21 protein-coding genes are annotated in these 20,316 nt (G+C 58.4%); 10 read left to right on the top strand and 11 right to left on the bottom strand.

Features of this window, described 5'->3' with window-relative positions:
• Positions 1–19 precede the first annotated feature (19 nt).
• On the top strand, positions 20–1,930 hold the full coding sequence (gene parE, locus G5221_RS13080) for a DNA topoisomerase IV subunit B (RefSeq protein WP_213387748.1): 1,911 nt from the start codon (positions 20–22) through the stop codon (positions 1,928–1,930).
• Between the two features lie 83 nt (positions 1,931–2,013).
• Positions 2,014–4,308 carry a DNA topoisomerase IV subunit A gene (gene parC / locus G5221_RS13085; protein WP_101530211.1) on the top strand — a complete coding sequence of 765 codons (2,295 nt, stop codon included), beginning with the start codon at positions 2,014–2,016 and terminating at the stop codon, positions 4,306–4,308.
• A 59-nt stretch (positions 4,309–4,367) separates the two neighbouring features.
• On the opposite strand, the gene G5221_RS13090 is transcribed toward parC, so the two are convergent.
• From G5221_RS13090 to G5221_RS13115, 6 genes are all read right to left on the bottom strand, one after another.
• Entirely contained in the window at positions 4,368–6,005 is a 1,638-nt protein-coding gene (locus G5221_RS13090; RefSeq protein WP_421263370.1) for a hypothetical protein, read from the bottom strand.
• Between the two features lie 694 nt (positions 6,006–6,699).
• The gene (locus G5221_RS13095) at positions 6,700–8,187 is read right to left on the bottom strand and encodes a peptide MFS transporter (protein WP_421263371.1); all 1,488 of its coding nucleotides are present in this window, start codon (positions 8,185–8,187) and stop codon (positions 6,700–6,702) included.
• Positions 8,188–8,712: 525 nt separating this feature from the next.
• The gene (gene atcC / locus G5221_RS13100; RefSeq protein WP_421206164.1) at positions 8,713–9,615 is read right to left on the bottom strand and encodes a cold adaptation protein AtcC; all 903 of its coding nucleotides are present in this window, start codon (positions 9,613–9,615) and stop codon (positions 8,713–8,715) included.
• A gap of 11 nt (positions 9,616–9,626) precedes the next feature.
• Positions 9,627–10,394, bottom strand: a complete 768-nt coding sequence (atcB, locus tag G5221_RS13105) for a cold adaptation protein AtcB (RefSeq protein WP_026458895.1) — start codon at positions 10,392–10,394, stop codon at positions 9,627–9,629.
• A gap of 12 nt (positions 10,395–10,406) precedes the next feature.
• Positions 10,407–10,949: a cold adaptation protein AtcA gene (gene atcA, locus G5221_RS13110; RefSeq protein ID WP_064335393.1), complete on the bottom strand. Its 543-nt coding sequence runs from the start codon at positions 10,947–10,949 to the stop codon at positions 10,407–10,409.
• Between the two features lie 22 nt (positions 10,950–10,971).
• A complete protein-coding gene (locus tag G5221_RS13115) occupies positions 10,972–11,256 on the bottom strand; it encodes a DnaJ domain-containing protein (RefSeq protein WP_005343121.1) in 285 nt (94 codons plus the stop codon).
• Between the two features lie 286 nt (positions 11,257–11,542).
• Between G5221_RS13115 and G5221_RS13120 the strand changes: the two genes are divergently transcribed.
• Positions 11,543–11,971: an EF-hand domain-containing protein gene (locus tag G5221_RS13120; RefSeq protein ID WP_421263372.1), complete on the top strand. Its 429-nt coding sequence runs from the start codon at positions 11,543–11,545 to the stop codon at positions 11,969–11,971.
• A 136-nt stretch (positions 11,972–12,107) separates the two neighbouring features.
• On the opposite strand, the gene G5221_RS13125 is transcribed toward G5221_RS13120, so the two are convergent.
• On the bottom strand, positions 12,108–12,851 hold the full coding sequence (locus tag G5221_RS13125; protein ID WP_421263373.1) for a DsbA family protein: 744 nt from the start codon (positions 12,849–12,851) through the stop codon (positions 12,108–12,110).
• Between the two features lie 218 nt (positions 12,852–13,069).
• Positions 13,070–13,447: a hypothetical protein gene (locus tag G5221_RS13130; protein WP_421263374.1), complete on the bottom strand. Its 378-nt coding sequence runs from the start codon at positions 13,445–13,447 to the stop codon at positions 13,070–13,072.
• 185 nt (positions 13,448–13,632) lie between these two features.
• Between G5221_RS13130 and G5221_RS13135 the strand changes: the two genes are divergently transcribed.
• The 4 genes from G5221_RS13135 (at position 13,633) to pspG (ending at position 15,708) form a co-directional block, all read left to right on the top strand.
• Positions 13,633–14,361, top strand: a complete 729-nt coding sequence (locus tag G5221_RS13135; protein ID WP_421172394.1) for a 1-acylglycerol-3-phosphate O-acyltransferase — start codon at positions 13,633–13,635, stop codon at positions 14,359–14,361.
• A 211-nt stretch (positions 14,362–14,572) separates the two neighbouring features.
• A complete protein-coding gene (gene pspA, locus G5221_RS13140) occupies positions 14,573–15,235 on the top strand; it encodes a phage shock protein PspA (RefSeq protein WP_421263375.1) in 663 nt (220 codons plus the stop codon).
• A 2-nt stretch (positions 15,236–15,237) separates the two neighbouring features.
• Positions 15,238–15,444: a PspC domain-containing protein gene (locus G5221_RS13145; protein WP_124241612.1), complete on the top strand. Its 207-nt coding sequence runs from the start codon at positions 15,238–15,240 to the stop codon at positions 15,442–15,444.
• A gap of 45 nt (positions 15,445–15,489) precedes the next feature.
• Positions 15,490–15,708 carry an envelope stress response protein PspG gene (gene pspG, locus G5221_RS13150; RefSeq protein WP_216952098.1) on the top strand — a complete coding sequence of 73 codons (219 nt, stop codon included), beginning with the start codon at positions 15,490–15,492 and terminating at the stop codon, positions 15,706–15,708.
• A gap of 79 nt (positions 15,709–15,787) precedes the next feature.
• On the opposite strand, the gene G5221_RS13155 is transcribed toward pspG, so the two are convergent.
• Positions 15,788–16,132 (bottom strand): GIY-YIG nuclease family protein, encoded by a 345-nt coding sequence (locus G5221_RS13155; protein WP_216952097.1) that lies wholly within the window; start codon positions 16,130–16,132, stop codon positions 15,788–15,790.
• 45 nt (positions 16,133–16,177) lie between these two features.
• Between G5221_RS13155 and G5221_RS13160 the strand changes: the two genes are divergently transcribed.
• Positions 16,178–16,912, top strand: coding sequence for a substrate-binding periplasmic protein (locus tag G5221_RS13160; protein ID WP_216952096.1), 735 nt, complete (start codon positions 16,178–16,180; stop codon positions 16,910–16,912).
• On the opposite strand, the gene rarD is transcribed toward G5221_RS13160, so the two are convergent.
• On the bottom strand, positions 16,894–17,784 hold the full coding sequence (gene rarD / locus G5221_RS13165) for an EamA family transporter RarD (protein ID WP_216979526.1): 891 nt from the start codon (positions 17,782–17,784) through the stop codon (positions 16,894–16,896). The two genes, G5221_RS13160 and rarD, sit on opposite strands and share 19 nt — an antisense overlap.
• A gap of 99 nt (positions 17,785–17,883) precedes the next feature.
• On the opposite strand from rarD, the gene G5221_RS13170 reads away from it, so the two are divergent.
• On the top strand, positions 17,884–18,471 hold the full coding sequence (locus G5221_RS13170) for a uracil-DNA glycosylase family protein (RefSeq protein ID WP_043826081.1): 588 nt from the start codon (positions 17,884–17,886) through the stop codon (positions 18,469–18,471).
• A 3-nt stretch (positions 18,472–18,474) separates the two neighbouring features.
• Here the strand turns inward: G5221_RS13170 and G5221_RS13175 are convergent, their stop codons facing one another.
• The gene (locus G5221_RS13175) at positions 18,475–19,332 is read right to left on the bottom strand and encodes a DMT family transporter (RefSeq protein ID WP_040067030.1); all 858 of its coding nucleotides are present in this window, start codon (positions 19,330–19,332) and stop codon (positions 18,475–18,477) included.
• A 91-nt stretch (positions 19,333–19,423) separates the two neighbouring features.
• Here G5221_RS13175 and G5221_RS13180 point away from each other — a divergent pair, with 91 nt between their 5' ends.
• Complete coding sequence (locus G5221_RS13180; RefSeq protein WP_040067029.1) at positions 19,424–20,314, top strand: LysR substrate-binding domain-containing protein; 891 nt, start codon at positions 19,424–19,426, stop codon at positions 20,312–20,314.
• Positions 20,315–20,316 lie beyond the last annotated feature (2 nt).

Raw genomic sequence — 20,316 nt, forward strand, 5'->3', positions numbered from 1 at the left:
TCAATTCGCAAGGCCCTCCATGTCTACTCAATACAATGCGGATGCCATTGAGGTCCTCAATGGCCTTGAGCCGGTGCGTCGCCGCCCCGGCATGTATACCGACACCACCCGGCCCAATCACCTCGGCCAGGAGGTCATCGACAACAGCGTCGATGAAGCGCTGGCAGGTCACGCCCGCAATCTGGAGGTGATCCTGCATGAAGACCAGTCCCTCGAGGTGATCGACGACGGCCGCGGCATGCCGGTCGATATCCACCCGGAAGAGGGGGTCAGCGGGGTGGAGCTGATCCTCTGCAAGCTGCACGCGGGCGGCAAATTCTCCAACAAGAACTACCAGTTTTCCGGCGGTCTGCACGGGGTGGGTATTTCGGTCGTAAACGCCCTCTCCGATCGGGTCGAGGTGACGGTGCGTCGCGACGGTCAGGTCTACGACATCGCCTTCGAGCGTGGCGAGAAGGTGCAGGAGCTGACCATCACCGGCACCTGCGGTCGCCGCAACACCGGCACCCGGGTGCGCTTCTGGCCGCAGGCGAGCTACTTCGATTCGCCCAAATTCTCGGTCACCAAGCTGGAACACCTGCTCAAAGCCAAGGCCGTACTCTGCCCCGGCCTCACCATCAAGTTCCTCGACAAGAACACCGGCATCAAGCTGGAGTGGTGCTACGAAGATGGCCTCAAGGATTATCTGGTCGATGCGGTCAAGCAGTTCACCTGCCTGCCGGAGCAGCCCTTTATCGGCTCGTTCAGCTCCGAACAGTCGGCGGTGGACTGGGCGCTCTGCTGGTTGCCGGAAGGGGGCGAATGCCTTGCCGAATCCTATGTGAACCTCATTCCCACCGCCCAGGGCGGTACTCACGTCAACGGCCTGCGTCAGGGCCTGCTCGACGCCATGCGCGAGTTCTGCGAGTTCCGCAACCTGCTGCCGCGCGGGGTCAAGCTGACCCCGGAAGATATCTGGGATCGCTGCGCCTACATCCTCTCCATCAAGATGCAGGATCCACAGTTCGCCGGTCAGACCAAGGAGCGCCTCTCCTCCCGTCAGAGCTCGGCGTTTGTCTCCGGCGTGGTGAAGGATGCCTTCAGCCTCTATCTGAACAGCAATACCGAGCTGGCGGAGCAGATCGCCGAGATCTGCATCTCCAGCGCCCAGCGCCGGATGCGCGCCGCCAAGACGGTGGTGCGCAAGAAGATTACCCAAGGCCCAGCGCTGCCCGGCAAGCTGACTGACTGTAACTGCGCCGACCCCATGCAGGGCGAGCTGTTCCTGGTGGAGGGTGACTCCGCGGGCGGCAGTGCCAAGCAGGCGCGGGATCGCGAGTTTCAGGCCATCATGCCGCTGCGCGGCAAGATCCTGAACACCTGGGAGGTGGAGGCCGGTCAGGTGCTCGCCTCGCAGGAGGTGCACGACATCTCGGTTGCCATCGGTCTCGACCCCGACTCCAACGACCTTTCCGGCCTGCGCTACGGCAAGGTGTGCATCCTCGCGGATGCGGACTCGGACGGTCTGCACATCGCCACCCTGCTCTGCGCCCTCTTCGTGAAGCACTTCCGTGCGCTGGTGGAGAAGGGCCACGTCTATGTCGCCATGCCGCCGCTTTACCGGATCGATATCGGTAAAGAGGTCTACTACGCCCTCGACGAGGACGAGAAGAATGGCGTGCTGCAGCGGGTCGAAGCCGAGAAGAAGAAGGGCAAGGTGATGGTGACCCGATTCAAGGGTCTGGGTGAGATGAACCCGAAACAGCTGCGGGAAACCACCATGGATCCCAACACCCGCCGTCTGGTGCAGCTCACCATGGATCCGGCAGGGGAGAGTGAAGGGGATGCTGCTGACGAGACCCTGCAGCTGATGGACATGCTGCTGGCCAAGAAGCGGGCGAGCGATCGCCGTGAGTGGCTCGAAGAGAAGGGCAACCTCGCCATCATCTAAGCCGTCGGCCGGCCCTCTCGGGGCCGGCAAGCATTTAGCCGGAGTCGCCCTGTGGCGGCTCCCGAACCGAAAGAGAAAATCACATGAGTGATGCTATCGAGCTCAGTCTGGACGGGGTAGAGCGCCAGCCAATGCGCACCTTTACCGAACAGGCTTACTTGAACTACTCCATGTACGTCATCATGGATCGGGCCTTGCCGCATATCGGCGATGGCCTCAAACCGGTGCAGCGGCGCATCATCTACGCCATGAGCGAGCTGGGTCTGTCGGCCCTCTCCAAGCACAAGAAATCAGCCCGTACCGTGGGTGACGTGCTGGGTAAGTACCACCCGCACGGCGACAGCGCCTGTTATGAAGCCATGGTGCTGATGGCCCAGCCCTTCTCCTACCGCTACCCGCTGGTGGATGGTCAGGGTAACTGGGGGGCGCCGGACGATCCCAAATCCTTCGCGGCCATGCGTTATACCGAAGCGCGCTTGTCGCGCTTCTCCGAGCTGCTGCTCTCTGAGCTGGGGCAAGGCACGGTGGAGTGGACGCCGAACTTCGACGGCACCATGAAGGAGCCGGTGGTGCTGCCCGCCCGCCTGCCACACATCCTGCTCAACGGGGTGACCGGTATCGCGGTGGGGATGGCGACCGACATCCCGCCCCACAACGCGCGGGAGGTGGCTTACGCCTGTGCCGAGCTGCTCGACAACCCCAATGCGGGGCTGGATGTGTTGATGCAGCACATTCAGGGGCCGGACTACCCGACCAACGCCGAGATCATCACCCCGCGCGACGATATCCGCAAAATCTACGAGACCGGCAAGGGCTCCATCAAGCAGCGGGCGGTCTGGAGCGAGGAGGATGGCGACATCGTCATCACAGCTCTGCCTCATCAGGCCTCCGGCGCCAAGATCATGGAGCAGATCGCCGCCCAGATGGTGGCCAAAAAGCTGCCGATGGTCACCGACCTGCGCGATGAATCTGACCACGAGAACCCGACCCGTCTGGTGATCGTGCCGCGCTCCAACCGGGTGGATGTGGAGGGGCTGATGGCCCACCTGTTCGCCACCACGGATCTGGAGAAGAACTACCGGGTCAACCTCAACATCCTCGGCCTCGACAACCGGCCGCAGGTGAAGTGCCTCAAGACCATCCTCAGCGAGTGGATCCAGTTCCGCCGCGAGACGGTGCGTCGCCGCCTGCAGTTCCGCCTCGACAAGGTGCTGGCTCGCCTGCACATCCTCGAAGGCTTGCTGATTGCCTACCTCAACATCGACGAGGTGATCGAGATCATCCGCACCGAGGATGAGCCGGGCAAGGTGATGGTGGAGCGTTTCAACATTACCGAGACCCAGGCCGAAGCGATCCTCGAGCTGAAACTGCGCCATCTGGCCAAGCTCGAAGAGTTCAAGCTGCGTGCCGAACAGAACGAGCTGGCCGAAGAGCGCGACAAGCTGGAGCTTATTCTGGGCTCCGAGCGTCGTCTCAACACCCTGCTCAAGAAAGAGCTGCTGGCCGATGCCGAGAAGTACGGCGACGATCGCCGCACCCCGCTGGTGGAGCGTGCTACCGCCGTGGCGTTGACCGAGAAAGAGCTTATTCCCAGCGAACCGGTCACCGTCATCCTCTCCGACAAGGGGTGGGTGCGCGCCGCCAAGGGCCACGACGTGGATGTCGAGGGGCTCTCCTACAAGGCGGGGGACAGCTATCTGGCCCACGCCTGTGGCCGCAGCAACCAGCAGGCGGTGTTCCTCTCCACCTTGGGAAGAACCTACGCCCTCGAATCTCACACCTTGCCTTCTGCGCGCAGTCAGGGCGAACCGCTCACCGGCCGCTTTGCGCTGGGGGCAGGGGAAGAGGTGCGCCATCTGGTGATGGGCAACGAGGGTGAGCCGTATCTGATCGCCAGTGATGCCGGTTACGGCTTTGTCTGCACCTATGACGACCTGATCGGCAAGAACAAGAACGGCAAGGCGCTGCTCACCGTGCCGGAAGGGGGGCAGGTGATGGCACCCCAGAAGATCGGCTCGCCAGAGACCGATCTCTGCATGGCCATCTCCAACGAAGGGCGCATGCTGCTGTTCCCGCTCAACACCCTGCCGGTACTCGGCAAGGGCAAGGGCAACAAGCTGATCAGCATTCCGTCGGCTCGTGTCAAGGCGCGGGAGGAGTTTGTGGTGATGGCCGCCGTCATCCCGCAGGGCCAGTCGGTCACCCTGTTTGCCGGCAAGCGCAAGCTCACCCTCAAACCGTCCGATCTCGACTACTACCGCGGCGAGCGCGGCCGCCGCGGTGCCAAGCTGCCCCGCGGTTTGCAGCGGGTCGATCGCATCGAGATTGAACCCGCCGCCGGTGCCGAACCGGTAGCCGGGGAAAATCAGGAAGGGTAATTAATACAGAAGGGCGCGAAAGCGCCCTTTCTGTTATGAGACGCCAATGTGTAGGAAGATTAATTCTTGTTTTTTGGATTATGTCTCCATATGAATTTAGTTAAAGGTAAACATAAGCAAACAAAAACAATTGATATTAGAAAGCCTATTATTTTTAAAGTGCCACTTTCTTTGGGGGCCCAATTCATAGCTTGGAGCGCTGGTTGTACAATTTCGGGAGATAATGATGCGGATGCCAGAACACCAAAAAATATGGTTATTCTTTTGTTGTCAATTTCAGACGATATTTTTTCATTTAACTCCAAAGACTTTCTTACACCTTCAAGTTTTCGTTCTACATTTTTGATGCTATTCATGACGAAATCACCACATTTTACACACTGTATAAAGGCAGCTATTTCTCCATATTTTTGAGTTGACATTAATGATGATTCGAAAGTGATTAATGATAGTTCCTCTTGAACAATCTCAATTGTGTTACGACACTGTTCAATTCGTTGCTCCGCGTAACAGTAGTAAATTTTTATGTATTCGCCAATTTCATTAAGAGTCAAAGCATCAGATATGACATTTTCAAATGTATAAGAATCTTGAATCGTAAGGTTATTACTTGCATCTTTAGACATCAATACCAAAGAAATAGCATCGCTGTAAAAATGGTTGTAATCATTAAGAGATCTTATGTCATTTATTTTTCGCAATTGTTCTGGATTAGGACTATTTTGTATGACGCGAGACATTACTGAGTCAACAAAATATTTATGGGTGCTCCAGTTTTCAGAGGCTATGTTCATTTGTCTAGAGTGTGTATCGATAAAAATTACCGGCTTTGCACACCAATAGTAACCAAGATATTTGTCCTGTACGCTATTTTGAAACCACTTAAAGGCTAAAGTTGTATTTCCTTGCACTATTGAGGAGGCCAAAAGTGAGAGTAAATTTCTGGCTATATCGGTTATAGTTATTGGGTTAGTTTGTATGAGCTCAAATAAATTTAGTTTTTCTTCGCAAAATTCAATTTGATGGGGTTCTTTTATGGAGGACTCCATTATCTGGTTGAATACGAATCGATTAATGAATTTTGTTGGCAATGTCTCTTTAGATAGCTCATGTGCTATAGATGCTAAAAGTAGATCTTTACAGCATAGAAATGATGTTACATTCAACTGACTTTTATTTATTATATTCCGAATTAGACTTTTATCGGATAAGTAATGGAAGCCTGTTACGGACTTAAAAGAAAGCTGGATTGTTCCATCATCATATATGGAAACTATCGGGAGATATAACTCTGAATCATCACATGTTTCAGTCGTTATTGAGACTGGATGCATGAAAAGACGAATTTTTGGCAATGGAAAACCATAGGATATGTTGAATAGCCTTTTTTCAGACAAAAACAAGTTTAAAGCAATCATAAATGCATATCGGTATATCTGTGATGCATTTGACTCAATAAACTCTATGTGATTGGAAATTTTCATTCCTTGTTCATTTAATGCCATTTGAACATCAAGTTTTTTTTGTGCCAACTTCCCACCATTTCTGTAAGACAGTACGTTATGACTATCAAGAGACATGAGGAAAATATTTGATGAAGTCAGTAGTTTACTAACTGAAGATATACCTTTGAAGTTTAATATACGTGAGGAATAGATATATGCATTTTCACCAGAGTATGTGTCTGACATGATCATAATTATCTCGTAAAATAAAATTTATAGTAATTTCTGTTATCCAGAAATTAATTAAGATATCAACCATAGCTTTTTGGCTAGTGTACTGTCGTTTGGGGAGGGCCAGAAGCCTTTAGATCAGGATATGTGAGGGACGTAGGTCTGATTAGCGAAGCGTAATCAGACGATCGCGAAAACAGGTTGCCGCAATTCTGCTGGTGCGCCAGTTGATCTCTTGTCCATAGCCACCGGGATTGCGGTGCGGACGATTACGCTTCGCTAATCGACCCTACGTGCTCCTGCTTGATTTAACGCCCTGCGGCTTGTCGATGGCTTCTGCTGGGATGGCTTGTGTCCCCTCATCCCCGACCCTTCTCCCCTTATCTATGACAAAGAGTGGGAGAAGGGAGCAGAGATGGCAGCCATTGATAGTGACCGTGGTATGGCGTGATAGCTAAGCGTGACAGCTATGGCTACAGGTTGGCAGGTGCTGATCCCCTCTCCCCTTGGGAGAGGGTGAGGGTGAGGGAAAGCTGACGATAGGGGCAAACGCCGCAACAGGCGCCAGGTTGCCAGCCTGCAAAAGATCCACCTATCCCGCCAAAAGAGAGGGCCCCGCCATCCATGATGGTGGGGCCCTTTGCATTATCAGCCGCGTTGCTGATTCAACCGTTCGCACTGGCAGGGGCCAGTGAAATGGCTGGCCCGAACCCGATCAAACGGGAATGGCGGTCGCTGCCGGTGGCGGGGTGAGCTTGGAGGCGATCAGCTGGCGCAGGCGGGGCACCAGCAGGAGCAACACCACGCCGCCCGCCAGCGAACCCCAGCCGAGCATATTGAACACCGAGCTGTAACCCGGGTTGGTGGCGGCCGGGGTGCTGCCGATATTTTGCGGCATGGCGCCGGAGACATAGCCCGCCAGCACAGAGGCGACGCCAGTCACCATCATCCAGCAACCCATCATCAAGCCTTGCAGGCTGGCGGGGGCCAGCTTGCCAATCATGGCGTAGCCGATGGGGGAGATCAGCAGCTCGCCAAAGCTCTGCAGCACATAGCTGATGGCGATCCACTTGAAGGCGACCAGCCCGTCGGCCCCCGCCAGATGGATGCCGATTGGCAGCACCAGCATGCCGAGCCCCATGCAGAACAGGGAGGCGGCAAACTGGGAGGGGATGTCGATATTCCACCCCTGTTCGCGCAGTCGCTTGAACAGCAGCGCCATCAGGGGGCCGCCGATGACGATGACGAGGGTGTTGATGTTCTGGATCCACTGGGGGGCGACCCGCAGCCCGAACACGTTGAGGTTGATGTTGTGCTCGGAGAAGAGCATCAGCCCCATAGGCGCCAGCTGGTAGAGCGACCAGAAGATGAGGGAGCCGAGGGCGAGGATCAGGTAGGCCACCATGCGGCTGCGCTCGGCGGCGTCCGGGTGGCGGGCTGTCATCACGCAGAGCAGCACCAGCACCACGGCACCCAGGATCAGCACGAAGCTGCCGCTGAAGCTGGCGTGGGTCAGCAGCAGACGCAGCGCCGGCACCAGCATGGCCAGAATGGCGATCCCGGCCAGCATGCGGCGGTAGAAGCCGCTCCCTTTGACGTGGCGCAGCGGGGTGCTGATATCCGCCAGAATCGGCCAGCAGGCGAAGGTGGCGATGATGGCGATGATGTTGCCCAGCGTGGCAAACAGGAACAGGGTGCGGTAATCCTCGGTGAGCTGGAAGTAGCCCGCCACCGTGAAGCCGATAAAGAAGCCCAGATTCATCCCGGCGTAGTTCCACAGGAAGGCGCTCTCGCGGCGGTGATCATCCGGGGCGAAGCGCTGGGTCAGCATCATGTTGAGGCAGGTGACGTTGAGGCCGCTGCCGGTGAGGAACATGGCGAGCCCCCAGTAGAGGCCGGTGATCCCCATCTCGGCGATGAAGTAGCAGCCGATCACCTGCAGCACCATCCCCATCACGAACAGGTTGCGGTTGCTGAGGTAGCGCCCGCCGAGATAGCCGCCAAACAGGTGCAGGCCATAGTTGAAGGCCCCGAAGACCCCCATCATGGCGTTGGCCTGGGATTCACTGAAGCCGAGCCGCTTGGTGGCGTAGAGCACCAGGGTGGAGTAGAGCACGGCAAACCCCAGGGTCGAGAAGGTCTGGATAAAGAACAGCGCCCCGGAGCCGGGGGGAATGGTGGGGTGTTGATTCGAAGCGCTCACGGTCTGTCTCCTGTGAGAGAAGAAAATCATTACTCGTCCTGAGAGCGTACCGGTCTGCTGCCGGCTAGCCTTGTGCGCTTCCATGCTGGTCTGAAGGCCGGTCTGTCATTTAGCGGCCAAGCGGTGCAAATAGCCATACCTGAAATTTAATCCGGCGCGATTAATTGCTTTTTATTGATCTATTCCGCCTTTTTATGCGCGATTGAGCCGTGGTTGTAGCTCGGCTTACCACGCGGTTGTGGCACGGTTGATGTGATCCAGTCGGCTATTTGGTGCCGATTATGGCGCTGTAACGCGATCTGCGTCCCGCTTTGTTGTCCCGAAACGCAGCTGGCGCCAAGTTGTTGTATTGCAGGTTGTTTATTCATCCTCGGGTATTGAGTGAATAAATATCGGGAAGAGAAGGGGTTGCAGCAGGGTGACTTGCGTGTGTTCTCTCTTTGCTGTCGAGAGGGTGAGGGGAGGATAGAACAACGCCCGGCGGGCCGGGCGTTGTGGTGCAACTGATGGGCGGCGAAAGCGGCCTTAGAAGTCGTGGTAGAGAGGCCAGCCGAGCAGCGGGTGCTTGAGACCGGCGCGCATCTCGATGTTGTCGAGCTTCTCCGGCGAGGCGTTCTCTTTTTGCAGCAGCTGGTACTGGCGCACAAAGCCGAGGGTGTGCAGCAGGTTGGGCACAAAGCCCGGGCTCAGCTCTTGGCGCAAGGCGGCGGCCATGTCGGCTGGCAGCGCATTCAGCATCAGTGCCAGCTGGGCGGCGAGGTAGTCGGTGTCATACCAGCTCTCGTCGAGCTCAATCTCCCGCGCCAGTTTGCGCTTGAGATCCTGCTTCACCTTGAGCGGGGCGGCGCCACTGCCCTTGCCGCAGAGGATGCGGTAGAGCAGCGCTTCGGCCAGCTTGTCCTCCATGGTGGGGTGGTCGCTCTCGCAGGCGAAGAAGTGCTGGTCGATGAGTTCCATCAGGCGGCTCTTGTTGTGCTCGGTCAGCGCCTTCTCGTACTCCTGCCACCCTTGCCACTCCTCCACATCGGGCGGGCTCGAGATCTTGTCCAATAGCCGCGCATCCACGTCACCGTAGAGGCTGTTGCCAGCCTGCTTGGGGCTGACGGTGATGAGCATTGACCAGCCCTTCTGGAACGGCTTGATGGGGCCTTCCGGCGCCTGCAGCAGCGCCAGCGCCTTGGCCGGATCCCGCGCCGAGAGCTCCTGCAGGCCGAGGCTCACCACGCCGATGACGTCGTGGGCCGCCTGCTCCAGCAGGTGCATCTTGTACTTGTTGTAGTACTTGTCGGCGAATTTGAGGCTCATCAGCACCGCCTTGCCCTTGATGGCGGCCAGCTGCTGCTGACTCAAGAGTTCGTTGTCGCGGCCAAAGCGCAGCACCTGGGTCAGAAAGGGGCCCTGGTTGGCATCGCGAATGACTAACTGCATGAATGGGCTCCTTAATCCAGAAAGCTGAACATGTCGTCGACGTCGCCGTACTCGTCTTCCTCGACCTTGTTCTTCTCTTTGGCCTGCATCACCAGTTCGGCGGCAAACTTGTTGATGATGCCATCCCAGGTGGAGTGCTCGTTGCGCAGCAGCGCCTTGATGGCTTTCTCCACCTCGGGGGCCAGCTCGCGAATGAGCATCAAGAGGCTGCGCGGGTCGTCCAGCGCATAGTCGTGGCTGTCTTCGGCCTGCTGGCGCTCGCTGTAGCGCAGGGACTCTTCGAGATCTTCCTCTTCGGCGTGCAGCACGTCGCGATAGCCTTCGTCCTCTTCATAGCGATCGCCGCGATAGAACTCGATAAAGGGGATGGCGAGGTAGAAGAGACCGGCCGGATCTTCGGCCACGCATTCGAGGATCTCGCGCTGCTTGGCTTCGCTATCCTGGGTGCGGATCAGGTAGTTGAGGAAGTCGAAGGTGTGCTGTTGCAGCTCGTCGGCGTTGTTCTTGATCGCCTCTTCCCAGTAGAGCGGCTGCTGGCAGACGATGTCGCGGATCCGCTCCGGGGTCATCAGCTCGGAGATGATGGAGGGGAAGGAGATGTCGTGCTGGCCGTTAATCTGGGTCAGGGTAACGATATCAATGTTTTCAATCACTTCTGCCAGCTGGTCGTCAGACATGGTCTTGGCGATCAGCTCGAACTTCTCGCTGGCCTGCTTCGGCTCGATAACGGCCAGCTCTTTGATCTCGATGGCGGTAATTTCTATCAGACTGTTGCTCATGCCTTGCCCCAATTAGAAACGGACTTCGTCGTACATATCCTGATCGCCGTCGTCATCACCATAGCGGTCACTGCCGCCATGGTAGTCGGCGTCGGCATCTTCCCCGTCTTCATCTTCTTCGTCGCGCAGTTCATAGTCGTCATCACTGCGGTGGCTGCCGCGCGGCAGCGGGTTGTCGAGCAGGAACAGCACGGCGCAGGCTTCCATCAGCTGATCTTCGCTCTGGGCCCGCACCGCCTTGACCAGCGGCAGGGCGGCGTTGTTGAAGCCGACGCTCACCTTGAACTCGTCCCAGCTCGGCTGCTCGCCGCTGGCGAGCCACTTGTTCCACTGCGACTTGGCCTTAGCCGGGAACTGCACCCGGCCATAGAGGGCCAGCGGCAGATACTCGGGCATAAACTCCAGCATGCTCATATCGGCCAGCAGCAGGCTCTTCATCTGGTCGGTGAACTGTTCCAGTCCCTTGGGGTCGTCCTGATCCCGGTAGGATTCGATGTTTTCGCTGGCATCGCTTTGCAGCGACTTGAGCCGCGCCTGGTCCCATCTCTTTTGCATAGTTGCTCTTCTGCCTGCTGTTTCAGGGGTAGAACTGATCCCACATCTCCTGCATGGCGGAGGCTGGGTCGGTCACGATGACGTTGTTGAAATCCTTGATAAAGGCGGCCCGCTGTTTCGGATCGGACAGCACTTCATAGGCCTGCTTTACCTGGTGCAGCTTGATGGCTGCCTGCTCTTTCTCTTCTTCACTGGCCCCGTGCAGCTTGTCGGGGTGGTACTGGTTCGACAGCCGACGATAGGCTTTCTTGATGTCGTTTTCGCTGGCGTTGGACTTGACGCCCAGCACCCGAAAGTAGTTGTTCATGGCAGATCCTGCATCACTGGCATCATAGGATTCACGCTGCGAGTGCCTGATGGTGGGGATTGGCAAACCAGGCACGGCAAAAACCCGTCATTTTAACGGAAACCTCCCGCCATCGCCATGAATAGGACGCAAGGTCACTGGCAGAAAAGCGTGACGGGGCACCTTGGGATCTGTCTCCCTGTCGGGAATAGCCCAGGGACTACACTACAGGAGGCGCCGGGGATTATCTTGGCGATCGTCAGTTGGCCTCGGCCGTACCGAGACCCTTACTAAGGAATGGACAGCCATGCTCAAATTTTATCTTCTGCCTATGGTGCTGCTTGGCGGTTTCGCCATCGCTGCCAATGAGAGCATCGATGAGCCCTTGATGTTCATCAAGGGGGACATTACCAAGGCACAGTTTATGGAAAGAGCCGAGCAGCGTTTCACCCGGCAGGACAGTGACAAGGATGGCACCCTCTCGATTGCCGAGAGAGAGGCAGCCATGGCCAAGATGCACGAGGCAATGCAGCAGTCAGGCAAGGCCATGCCGGGCAAGATGGGGAACATGGGTAACATGAGGCCGATGCAGGACACGACCAGGGAACAGTTCATGGCGCATCATGAGGCTCTCTTTACCCAAATGGACAAGAACGGAGATGGTGTGCTTGACGAAGCCGAGCGTACCAGTGCCAGAGGGCGGCTCGGGCAGGGGATGATGGCGCCCGCCCAATAGAGCTGGTTTGTCACCTTTCCTTCCTGAAAAAAGAGCCCGGTAGTGATACCGGGCTCTTTGCATGGAGACGGGGTGACCTGAGGGCTCACCATTGCCGCAGTGCGAGCGCTTCCTGCCCCTGCGGGCGACCCCGACCTTAGCTCTGCCTGGCCAGCTCTGCCTTCACCAGCTGCTCCAGCTCCTCATAGGGGATGGCGCCCGACACCAGCTGGTTGCCGATCAGGGTCGCCGGTGTGCCCTGTACACCCAGCAGGGTGCCAATGCGCAGGCTGTTGCGCAGCTCCTCGGTGGCTTTACCCTCCGGTTTGAGTGCCACATTGCCGGTGGCCGCCAGCGCCTTGTTGATGTCCGCCTCGGTCAGCATCCCCTGCTTGCTCATCAGCTTGTCGTGCAGGGCGAAGAAGCGGGCGGGATCCTGTTGCCACAGGGTCAGGCTGTACTGGGCTGCCTTGGCGGAGCTCTGCCCCTTGAACGGCAGCAATTTGATCACCAGCCCCAAATCATTCGGATAGGCCTTGAGCAGCCTGGTCAGCTGGGGATCGAACTGCTTGCAGTAGGGGCAGTTGTAGTCGGTAAACAGCACCAGCGTCAGCTTGGGGTTTTTAGCACCCAGGCGCGGGCTGGTAGCGCTGTTGAACAGCACATTCTTGTTGCCCTTGATGAAGTTGCCAAGCTGGGCCTCCTGGGCTGCGGCATTCTGCTTCTCCCAGGACTCGGCCGCCTCGTCGAGGATCTTGGGGTTGGCGATGAGAGTCTCGCGGATCAGCTCCTTGATGCGTGCTTCCTGTTCAGGGGTGAAGGGGGCCGCGTGCAGGGTCGGAGCCAGCAGGGTTGCGCAGAGAGAGGCCAGCAGGGGCAGGGCGCTCAGAGTCGGTTTCATGGATACTCCTTAAAATCGGGTAGTGCCAGCCTGAAGTGGCCAGCCTTGTGCAAGCTAGTCGGCAGTCGTCGTGGTTGCGTCGGGGCAGCAAGGTATTCCCCTGCAACAACGCCATGCCGTAAATCTGTTTTCAGTACGCCGCAGTCGTGCCCCGTTGGTGCAAGAAGGCGGCGATGGTCTCGCAAACATGAGTCATGACCAATGGCAAAGAGCCGGAATCATTCCCGCCAGATGCAGAGGGTGAGGTGCAGACGCCGCTCGGGCGGCGAGATGACTCTGGGAGGGGGCAGTGGCGGTGTGTAGCGCCAAAGGGGAGCCAGCAGGGCGATCAGCACCGCCACGGCAAAGAAGAGCTGTTCGACGCAGAGCAGGGTGGCGGCGCTCAGCCACTTGCTGTTGAGCTGGCAACTGCCTAGCTGCGGGCTGGCCGGTTTGGCATCCTCTTGATCCGTTGCCGAGCCTGGAACGGGCAGTGCCTGACAGCTGAGAGCGTGATCGAGCAGGGCAAGCCGGGCCAGCGGCTGGGCCGCACAATTGAGCACCAGCAGGCAGACCAGCAGCAGGAGATGTTTCGCTACCCGTTGTTGCAACATCATGTTCGCCCCGTCCATCAAGATGGGGCCATCCTAACGACCAATGGCGGGTGGGGCAAGTCGGCGGCGTATTGATGAGCAGCACTGTGGGTGGCGTGACGGGGAGGGTGGTCGGTTCTGTTTGGCGAACGCTTGTTCGCTAAAAGGGGGATCAGTATACTGCGCCGAGTTAAAACTCGAGGTGTTCGATGCTCAAAATTGCCCGTGTGCTGCTGCTTGGTCTGCTGCTCATTTTCTGGTTCCTGTTCGGCCTGCTGCTCTGTCTGGTTCGTCCGCGCCATCCCAACAACGTCTATGTCTTCGCTCGCATGTATCACGCGGTCTGCCCGCTGATCGGGTTGCGAGTCAAGGTGACGGTGGCCGACGAGGTGAAATCGGTCGGCCCGGCGGTCTACGTCTGCAACCACCAGAGCAACTTCGACATCTTCACCGTGACCGGTGCGGTGCAGCCCGGTGTGGTGGCGGTGGGCAAGAAGAGCCTGCTGTGGCTCCCCTTCTTCGGCCTTATCTTCTGGCTATCCGGCAACGTGCTGATCGACCGCTCCAACCGCTCCCGTGCCATCGGCACCATAGGTCAGGTGGTGGATCGCATCAAGAATCGCGGCACCTCCATCTGGATGTTCCCGGAAGGGACCCGCTCCAAGGGGCGTGGCCTGCTGCCATTCAAGGCGGGCGCTTTCCACACTGCGGTACAGGCTGAAGTGCCCGTGGTGCCCATCGTCTGCTCCAGCTACTTCGGTCAGATCGACCTCAATCGTTGGGACAACGGCGAAGTGCTGGTGGAAGTGATGGCACCGGTCTGCAGCAAGGAGCACGGTGCCGCTGGCATTCGCGAGCTCTCCGAAGTGTGCCGTGCCAGGATGGAGGCCAAGCTGGCCGAATTGGACAGCAAGCTGGGCCACAGCCACGCAGCTTGACTAGATATCGCAGATGAATCGACAAGGGAGCCTCAGGCTCCCTTTTTTATTGGTAAAAATCACCACCTGGTTGGCTATTTTCACCAACAAACCCTTCTTGAATTTCCTCGGTAAATTCCCATCTATATGTAAAACAACAATAATTTTTCTTGGCACGGCTCTTGTAATGCAATGGGAAGAGATAGCAATCCCATCAACAAGGAGCCAGACCATGAGTGTATTCAGCCGCCTGACCGACGTGATAAATGCCAACCTGCACAGCCTGCTCGACAAGAGTGAAGAGCCGGAGAAGATGCTGCGCCTGATGATCGAAGAGATGGAGCAGGTGCAGGTCGAGATGCGTACCCAGGCCGCCCGCGTGATTGCTGAACAGAAACAGCTGGAGCGTCACCAGCAGGGGTTGCAGGCGCAGATCCTGGAGTGGTCGGCCAAGGCCGAGCTCGCCATCCAGAAAGGCCGTGAGGAGCTGGCCCGTGCCGCCCTCACCGAGAAGCTGGCGGAGGCCAGGAAATGTGAACAGCTGGAACAGGACAAGGCCCGGGTGGCCGAGGTGCTGGCCCAGCTTACCGCCGACAGCGAGCGACTGGCAGCCAAGCTGACCGAGGCGCGGGAGAAGCAGAAACTGCTGACCCTGCGCGAGCAGACGGCCCACAGCCGCATTCGTGCTCGCGCTCAGGTGGACAACCAGCGCATGCATGAGCTGATGGCGCGCTTTGACGGTTTTCAAGGCCGGGTCGATCAGCTGGAAGCCCAGCTGGAGGCGGCCATTTTGGGGCAGAATCCCTCGCTGGAGGCCCAGTTCCGCGAGCTGGAGCTCAATGACGAGATAGAGCGCGAGCTGGCCCGTCTCAAGGGGCAGAAGGTGGAGGTATAACCATGACTCCCTGGCCCAAGGATCTTGTCCATCGCAAGCTGACTGGCGTTTGCGCCGGCATTGCCCAACGGCTGGGGATCTCCAGAGTGACGGTGCGAGTGGTAGCCCTGCTCGCCCTGATCCTGGTGCCACCGCTGGCACTGGCTGCCTATCTGCTGGCGGTGCTGGTGATGCCGCCCCGTTATGAATTGAAACGCTGGCTGGATTGACCGCAAGGCAGCCCCGCGGCACAGAGAGCCCGTAAGGAGCAAGTTATGCTGGAATTTTTCATCTTGCTGGGAGTGTTGCTGGTCATGGCGCTGACCGGCTTTACCCTGGTGGCCATGCTGCTGGTCAGCGGCGTGTTTGTACTACTGGGGCTGCTGAGCGGCATGCTTGCCCTGATCGTCAAGTTGGCCCCCTGGCTGCTGGTCGCGCTGGCAGTCTGTTGGCTCATCAGCCACCGTCGTCAGCGCAACAATACCTATCTGTAGTTGTGCAACAAGTTATGAAATGCTCCCTGATTTCCCCTTTTCGGCCACTCATCGAGTGGCCTTTTTTTAGCTGTAACCCTTAAGGTCGGGTCGTTTCGGGTAACCACTGCGGGCTCCAGCTCTGCCAGAGTGCCGGGCTGTGGATCAGCTGCTCCTTGAAGGATTTTGGCTGCTGCTTGAGGCGATATTCGAGGCGCAGGGCTGCCCCCTTCTCGCCGACCTCCTGCTGCCAAGCCAGCGTCAAGGGGCCCTTGCCGCGCAGGGCGCGAGCCCCCTTGCCGCTCTGGTGCTGACGCAGACGACGTTGAGGATCCGTGCTGACCCCGGTATAGAGCAGGCCGGTGGCGGTGCGCACCATATAGATAAACCAGCGAGAAGAGGGGGGAGAGGCGTGCGGGGATATCCCGTCAGGAGGTTTTATCATTTGTACTTCTCTGTGCCAAACTCAAAAGCAGTGCAAGGAGGTGCGATGAGAGTCTGGTTCTGGTTGTGGTTACTGTTGTCGGTTCCGGCTCTGGGGGAGACGATCCGTCTCTACGATTACCATCAGCATCCGCCCTTCAATACCGGAGTGGATGCCGGACTGAGCCGCGAGCTGGTCAAGTATCTCAATGAAAAGTTGGGGGGGGAACCCAGAATCGAGCTCTGGCTGGTTAATCGCGCCCGGCTGGCGCTGGAGATGGCGGATCCCGACTTTGATGGCCTGGTGGTCTGGGTCAATCCCGCCTGGGTAGGGGATCCCCATCGCGAGCGTTATCTCTGGACCTTTCCGGTGATGCGCGACACCAACGAGCTAATCTCGAACATCGACAAGCCGATCACCTATCGCGGACCCGACTCCCTCAAGGGATTGGTGTTCGGCGGGGTGGAGGGCTACCGCTATCAGGGGATCGACGATGCGGCAGCAAGGGGAGAGCTGGAGCGTCACGATGCCAAGAAGGTGAAGACCAATCTTGAGCTGCTGGTGCGCGGCCGCATCGATGTGACCATGGTGCCTGGCTCCGCGCTGGGCTTTTTCATCGACTCAAACCACTATCAGGGCAAGCTGTTTATCTCGCCATTCCCCCAATCCAGCTATACCCGCCATATCCTGCTGCCCAAATCTCGCCCAGAGCTGCATGCCACCCTCAACGACATCGCCGAGCAGATGGACAAGGATCCCCGCTGGCACAAGGTGCTGGAGTCCTATCGCGGTAAGCCCTGAGGGCGGCGCTTGAGTCGGTGCAGCGGCAACAGGCTCACCAGCAGACCTGCCCAGACAAAGGCGAAACCGACCGCCTTGATGGGGTCCGGCGCCTCACCAAACCAGTAGATGGCAAGCAGGAAGGCGAGGCTGGGCTCGATATATTGCAGCAGCCCCACCGTGCTCATCCGGGTTCTCGCCACCGCATAGCAGAAGAGCCCCACCGGCAGCAGAGTAGCGGGCGCACTGCCCATCAGCAGCAGCTTGTCGGCCAAATCCCCGTTCACGAATGCCCCTTCCCCGTGCCACGCCAGTGTGCCGATGATGATCAGCGCGACGGGCAGTTGCACCATGGCTTCCAGATAGAGGCTGGTGCCGGTGTCGTAGTGGATCTTCTTCTTGATAAGGCCATAGCAGGCGAAGTTGGCCCCCATGATGAGGGAGAACCAGGGGAGTTGGCCGTAGCAGAAGAGCATGTAGGCGAGCCCCGCTAGTGCCAGGGCGACCGCCAGATGCTTTTGCGGGGTGAGTCGCTCTTTGAGGAAGATGACGGCGAATACGATATTGAACAGCGGGGTCATAAAGAAGGCGAGGCTGGTGGTCAGCACTTGCCCGGTAGTGAGGCACCAGGTGAACATGCACCAGCTGATGGACATCACGGGGCCCGCCAGCAGAATGAGGCCGAGCTGGCGCGGCTCGCTGCGCAGTTGTGCCCAGGGCACCTTGTGGCCAAGCAGCAAAAACAGGGCACCCAGCAGCACCACAGACCAGAGCACCCGGTGGGAGATCAGCTCCCACATGTTGACCTCAGGCATGAATTGATAATAGAGCGGCAGCATCCCCCACAGGATGAAGGAGAGGGTCGCGGTGCCGGTACCTAGCCAGTTTTTCATTATTGTCCGTTTATTAAATTAAACACTCATGGCGATAGTATGGGGCGCGCCCTGTTTCCACAAGAGGGAAAACAGGGAAATGCTGGTACTATCAACGTCATGCAGCGAATCGATAAGTTGTTTGAGCAAATCAGGGCCTGCCGTCTGTGTGAGGCTCATCTGCCGCTGGGGCCTCGTCCGGTGATCCGCGGGGCCGAGAGTGCCCGCTTGCTGATCATCGGTCAGGCGCCCGGCACCCGGGTGCATGCCAGCGGTATCCCGTGGGATGACCCCTCCGGTGACAGGCTGCGTCAGTGGCTCGGGGTCGATAAGGCCACCTTTTACGACGAATCCCGCATCGCCATCATGCCGATGGGGCTCTGTTATCCCGGCAGGGGAAAATCCGGCGATCTGCCGCCGCGCCCAGAATGTGCGCCCACCTGGCACGACAAGGTATTGATGCTGTTGCCCAATATCGAACTGACCCTGCTGATCGGCCAGTATGCACAAGCCCATTACCTGCGGGGAGCTGCCAAGGGATCGCTCACCGACACGGTGCGCAGCTGGGCTGACTATGGCCCAGGCTGGCTGCCGTTGCCTCACCCTTCACCGCGCAACACCCTCTGGCTCAAAAAGAATCCCTGGTTCGAGCAGGAGGTCATCCCTCATCTGCAGCAAAGGGTCGCCCCTTTGCTGAAACGACCCTGAGTATTAGACCGCTGGCTCGGCCAGCGGCTTTGGCTTGCTGCGCGCCATGGCGATAAGCGGCAGGACGATACAGATACAGCCCAGCAGCAGCGGCAGACCCGGCTGCTCGTCAAACAGCCATACCCCGATGGCTACCGCCATCAGCAGACCGGTGTACTCCGCCGAGGCGATCTTGCTCGCTTCCGCCTTGCGATAGGCCACCACGCACAATCCCGCATAGACCATGATCAGCGCCGAGGAGCCGAAGGCGGGCCACCACATCTGCCACTGCCAGTCGCCCCCTTCCCACAAGGCCAGCGCGAGAATGAAGGGCATGCTCAGCACGTTGGTGAAAAACAGGGTCTGGGCGATGGGCTGCTTAAGCGGGATTCGCTTGATCAGCAGATTGTTGAGCGCCATCGACAGCGCTACCCCGAGCGCCGCCAGTGCGGCCCAGTTCACTTCGGTCGGGCGCAGCACGATCAGTACCCCGATAAATCCGATGACTGCGGTCAGCACCTTCTGGCGCGAGATCGCTTCCCCCGCCATCCACACCGCCAGCGGTACCATCATCAGCGGCGCGGCATAGAAGAGGGCGTTGGCAGTGGCGAGCGGCAAGCGGGTGAGGGCCACTACCATCAGACAGACGCCGACCGCCCAGATATGGGCCCGCAGCAGGTGCCACTTGATGGCCACCGGTGGATTGCGGCGCCATGACCAGAGCAGCCAGGGCATCAGCAGAATGGCGGCCGAGAGCTGGCGGAAAAAGACAAACTGGAAGATGGGCTGATCCGGCTCCAGTACCTTGACCAGCGCATCGGAAAAAACCGCCACCATATTGCCCAGCACCAGATAAAGGATGCCGATCCCTACTGCATTCATACCACCTCCCACTTCAGATGAGGGGAGGGTAGCGTGCCGGTTGATATCCAGTAAAATGATAAAAAATGACCATTCATGAGATATTTAGATAATGAAGCTTCCTCCCCTGCGTGCGGTGCAATATTTCGAGGTGGTGGCCCGGCTGCTCAGCTTCTCCCGCGCCGCTCTGGAACTGAACGTCAGCCAGAGTGCGGTCAGCCACCAGATCCGTCTGCTGGAGGATTTTCTGGGTGAGCGCTTGCTGCTGCGTCAGGGGCGGTTGCTCTCGCTGACAACCCAGGGGGAGAGCTACTTCGAAGGGATTGCTGCCGGGCTTAGCCAGATTGCCCAGAGCAGCGAACAGCTGCGCGGTGGCGGCGAGATGCGGTTGCGCCTCGCGGTCTACAGCTCGTTTGCGGTTAAGTGGCTGATCCCGCGGTTGGCTGGATTGCGCCAGCTCTACCCCGAGCTGGATTTGAGTCTGGAGATGGTGGCGGAAGATCCTGAGCTATCTGATAGGGTGGCGGATTGCTTTATCACAGTCTCACCCCACGGACGGGGCTACTGCCACGATCTTATCTATCAGGAGCGGCTCTTTCCGGTCTGTAGTCGCCGCCTGTTGCAGCAGATCAGCGGGGAGTGGCCTGAGGCCATCTGGCAGTTGCCGCTGCTGTCGGTGCAGTCCATCTACAAGGCGCGGGGGGAGGATTGGCAGCGCTGGGCCAAGGCCGGCGGGCTGGTTATTCCGGACGAGGCACGGATGCACCACTTCAGCCATGTGCTGTTGGCGATGGAGGCGGCGGCCTGGGATCAGGGGGTGGCATTCGTGAATGATTACATGCTGCGGCCCGATGATCCCCAGCTGGTGGCCTTGCCGGTACACCAGCTGGAGACGGGGGATGCCTTCTACTTTACCTGCAAGCGCTCGCGGGCCCATGAGCCCGCCATCAGCCGGTTGCGCCAGTGGCTGATGATGGAGACACGCCAGAGCATGCCGCTCTAGCG

Origin of the sequence: Aeromonas sp. 602200 (assembly GCF_049173895.1) — a bacterium.
Classification (GTDB): Bacteria; Pseudomonadota; Gammaproteobacteria; order Enterobacterales; family Aeromonadaceae; genus Aeromonas; species Aeromonas veronii_A.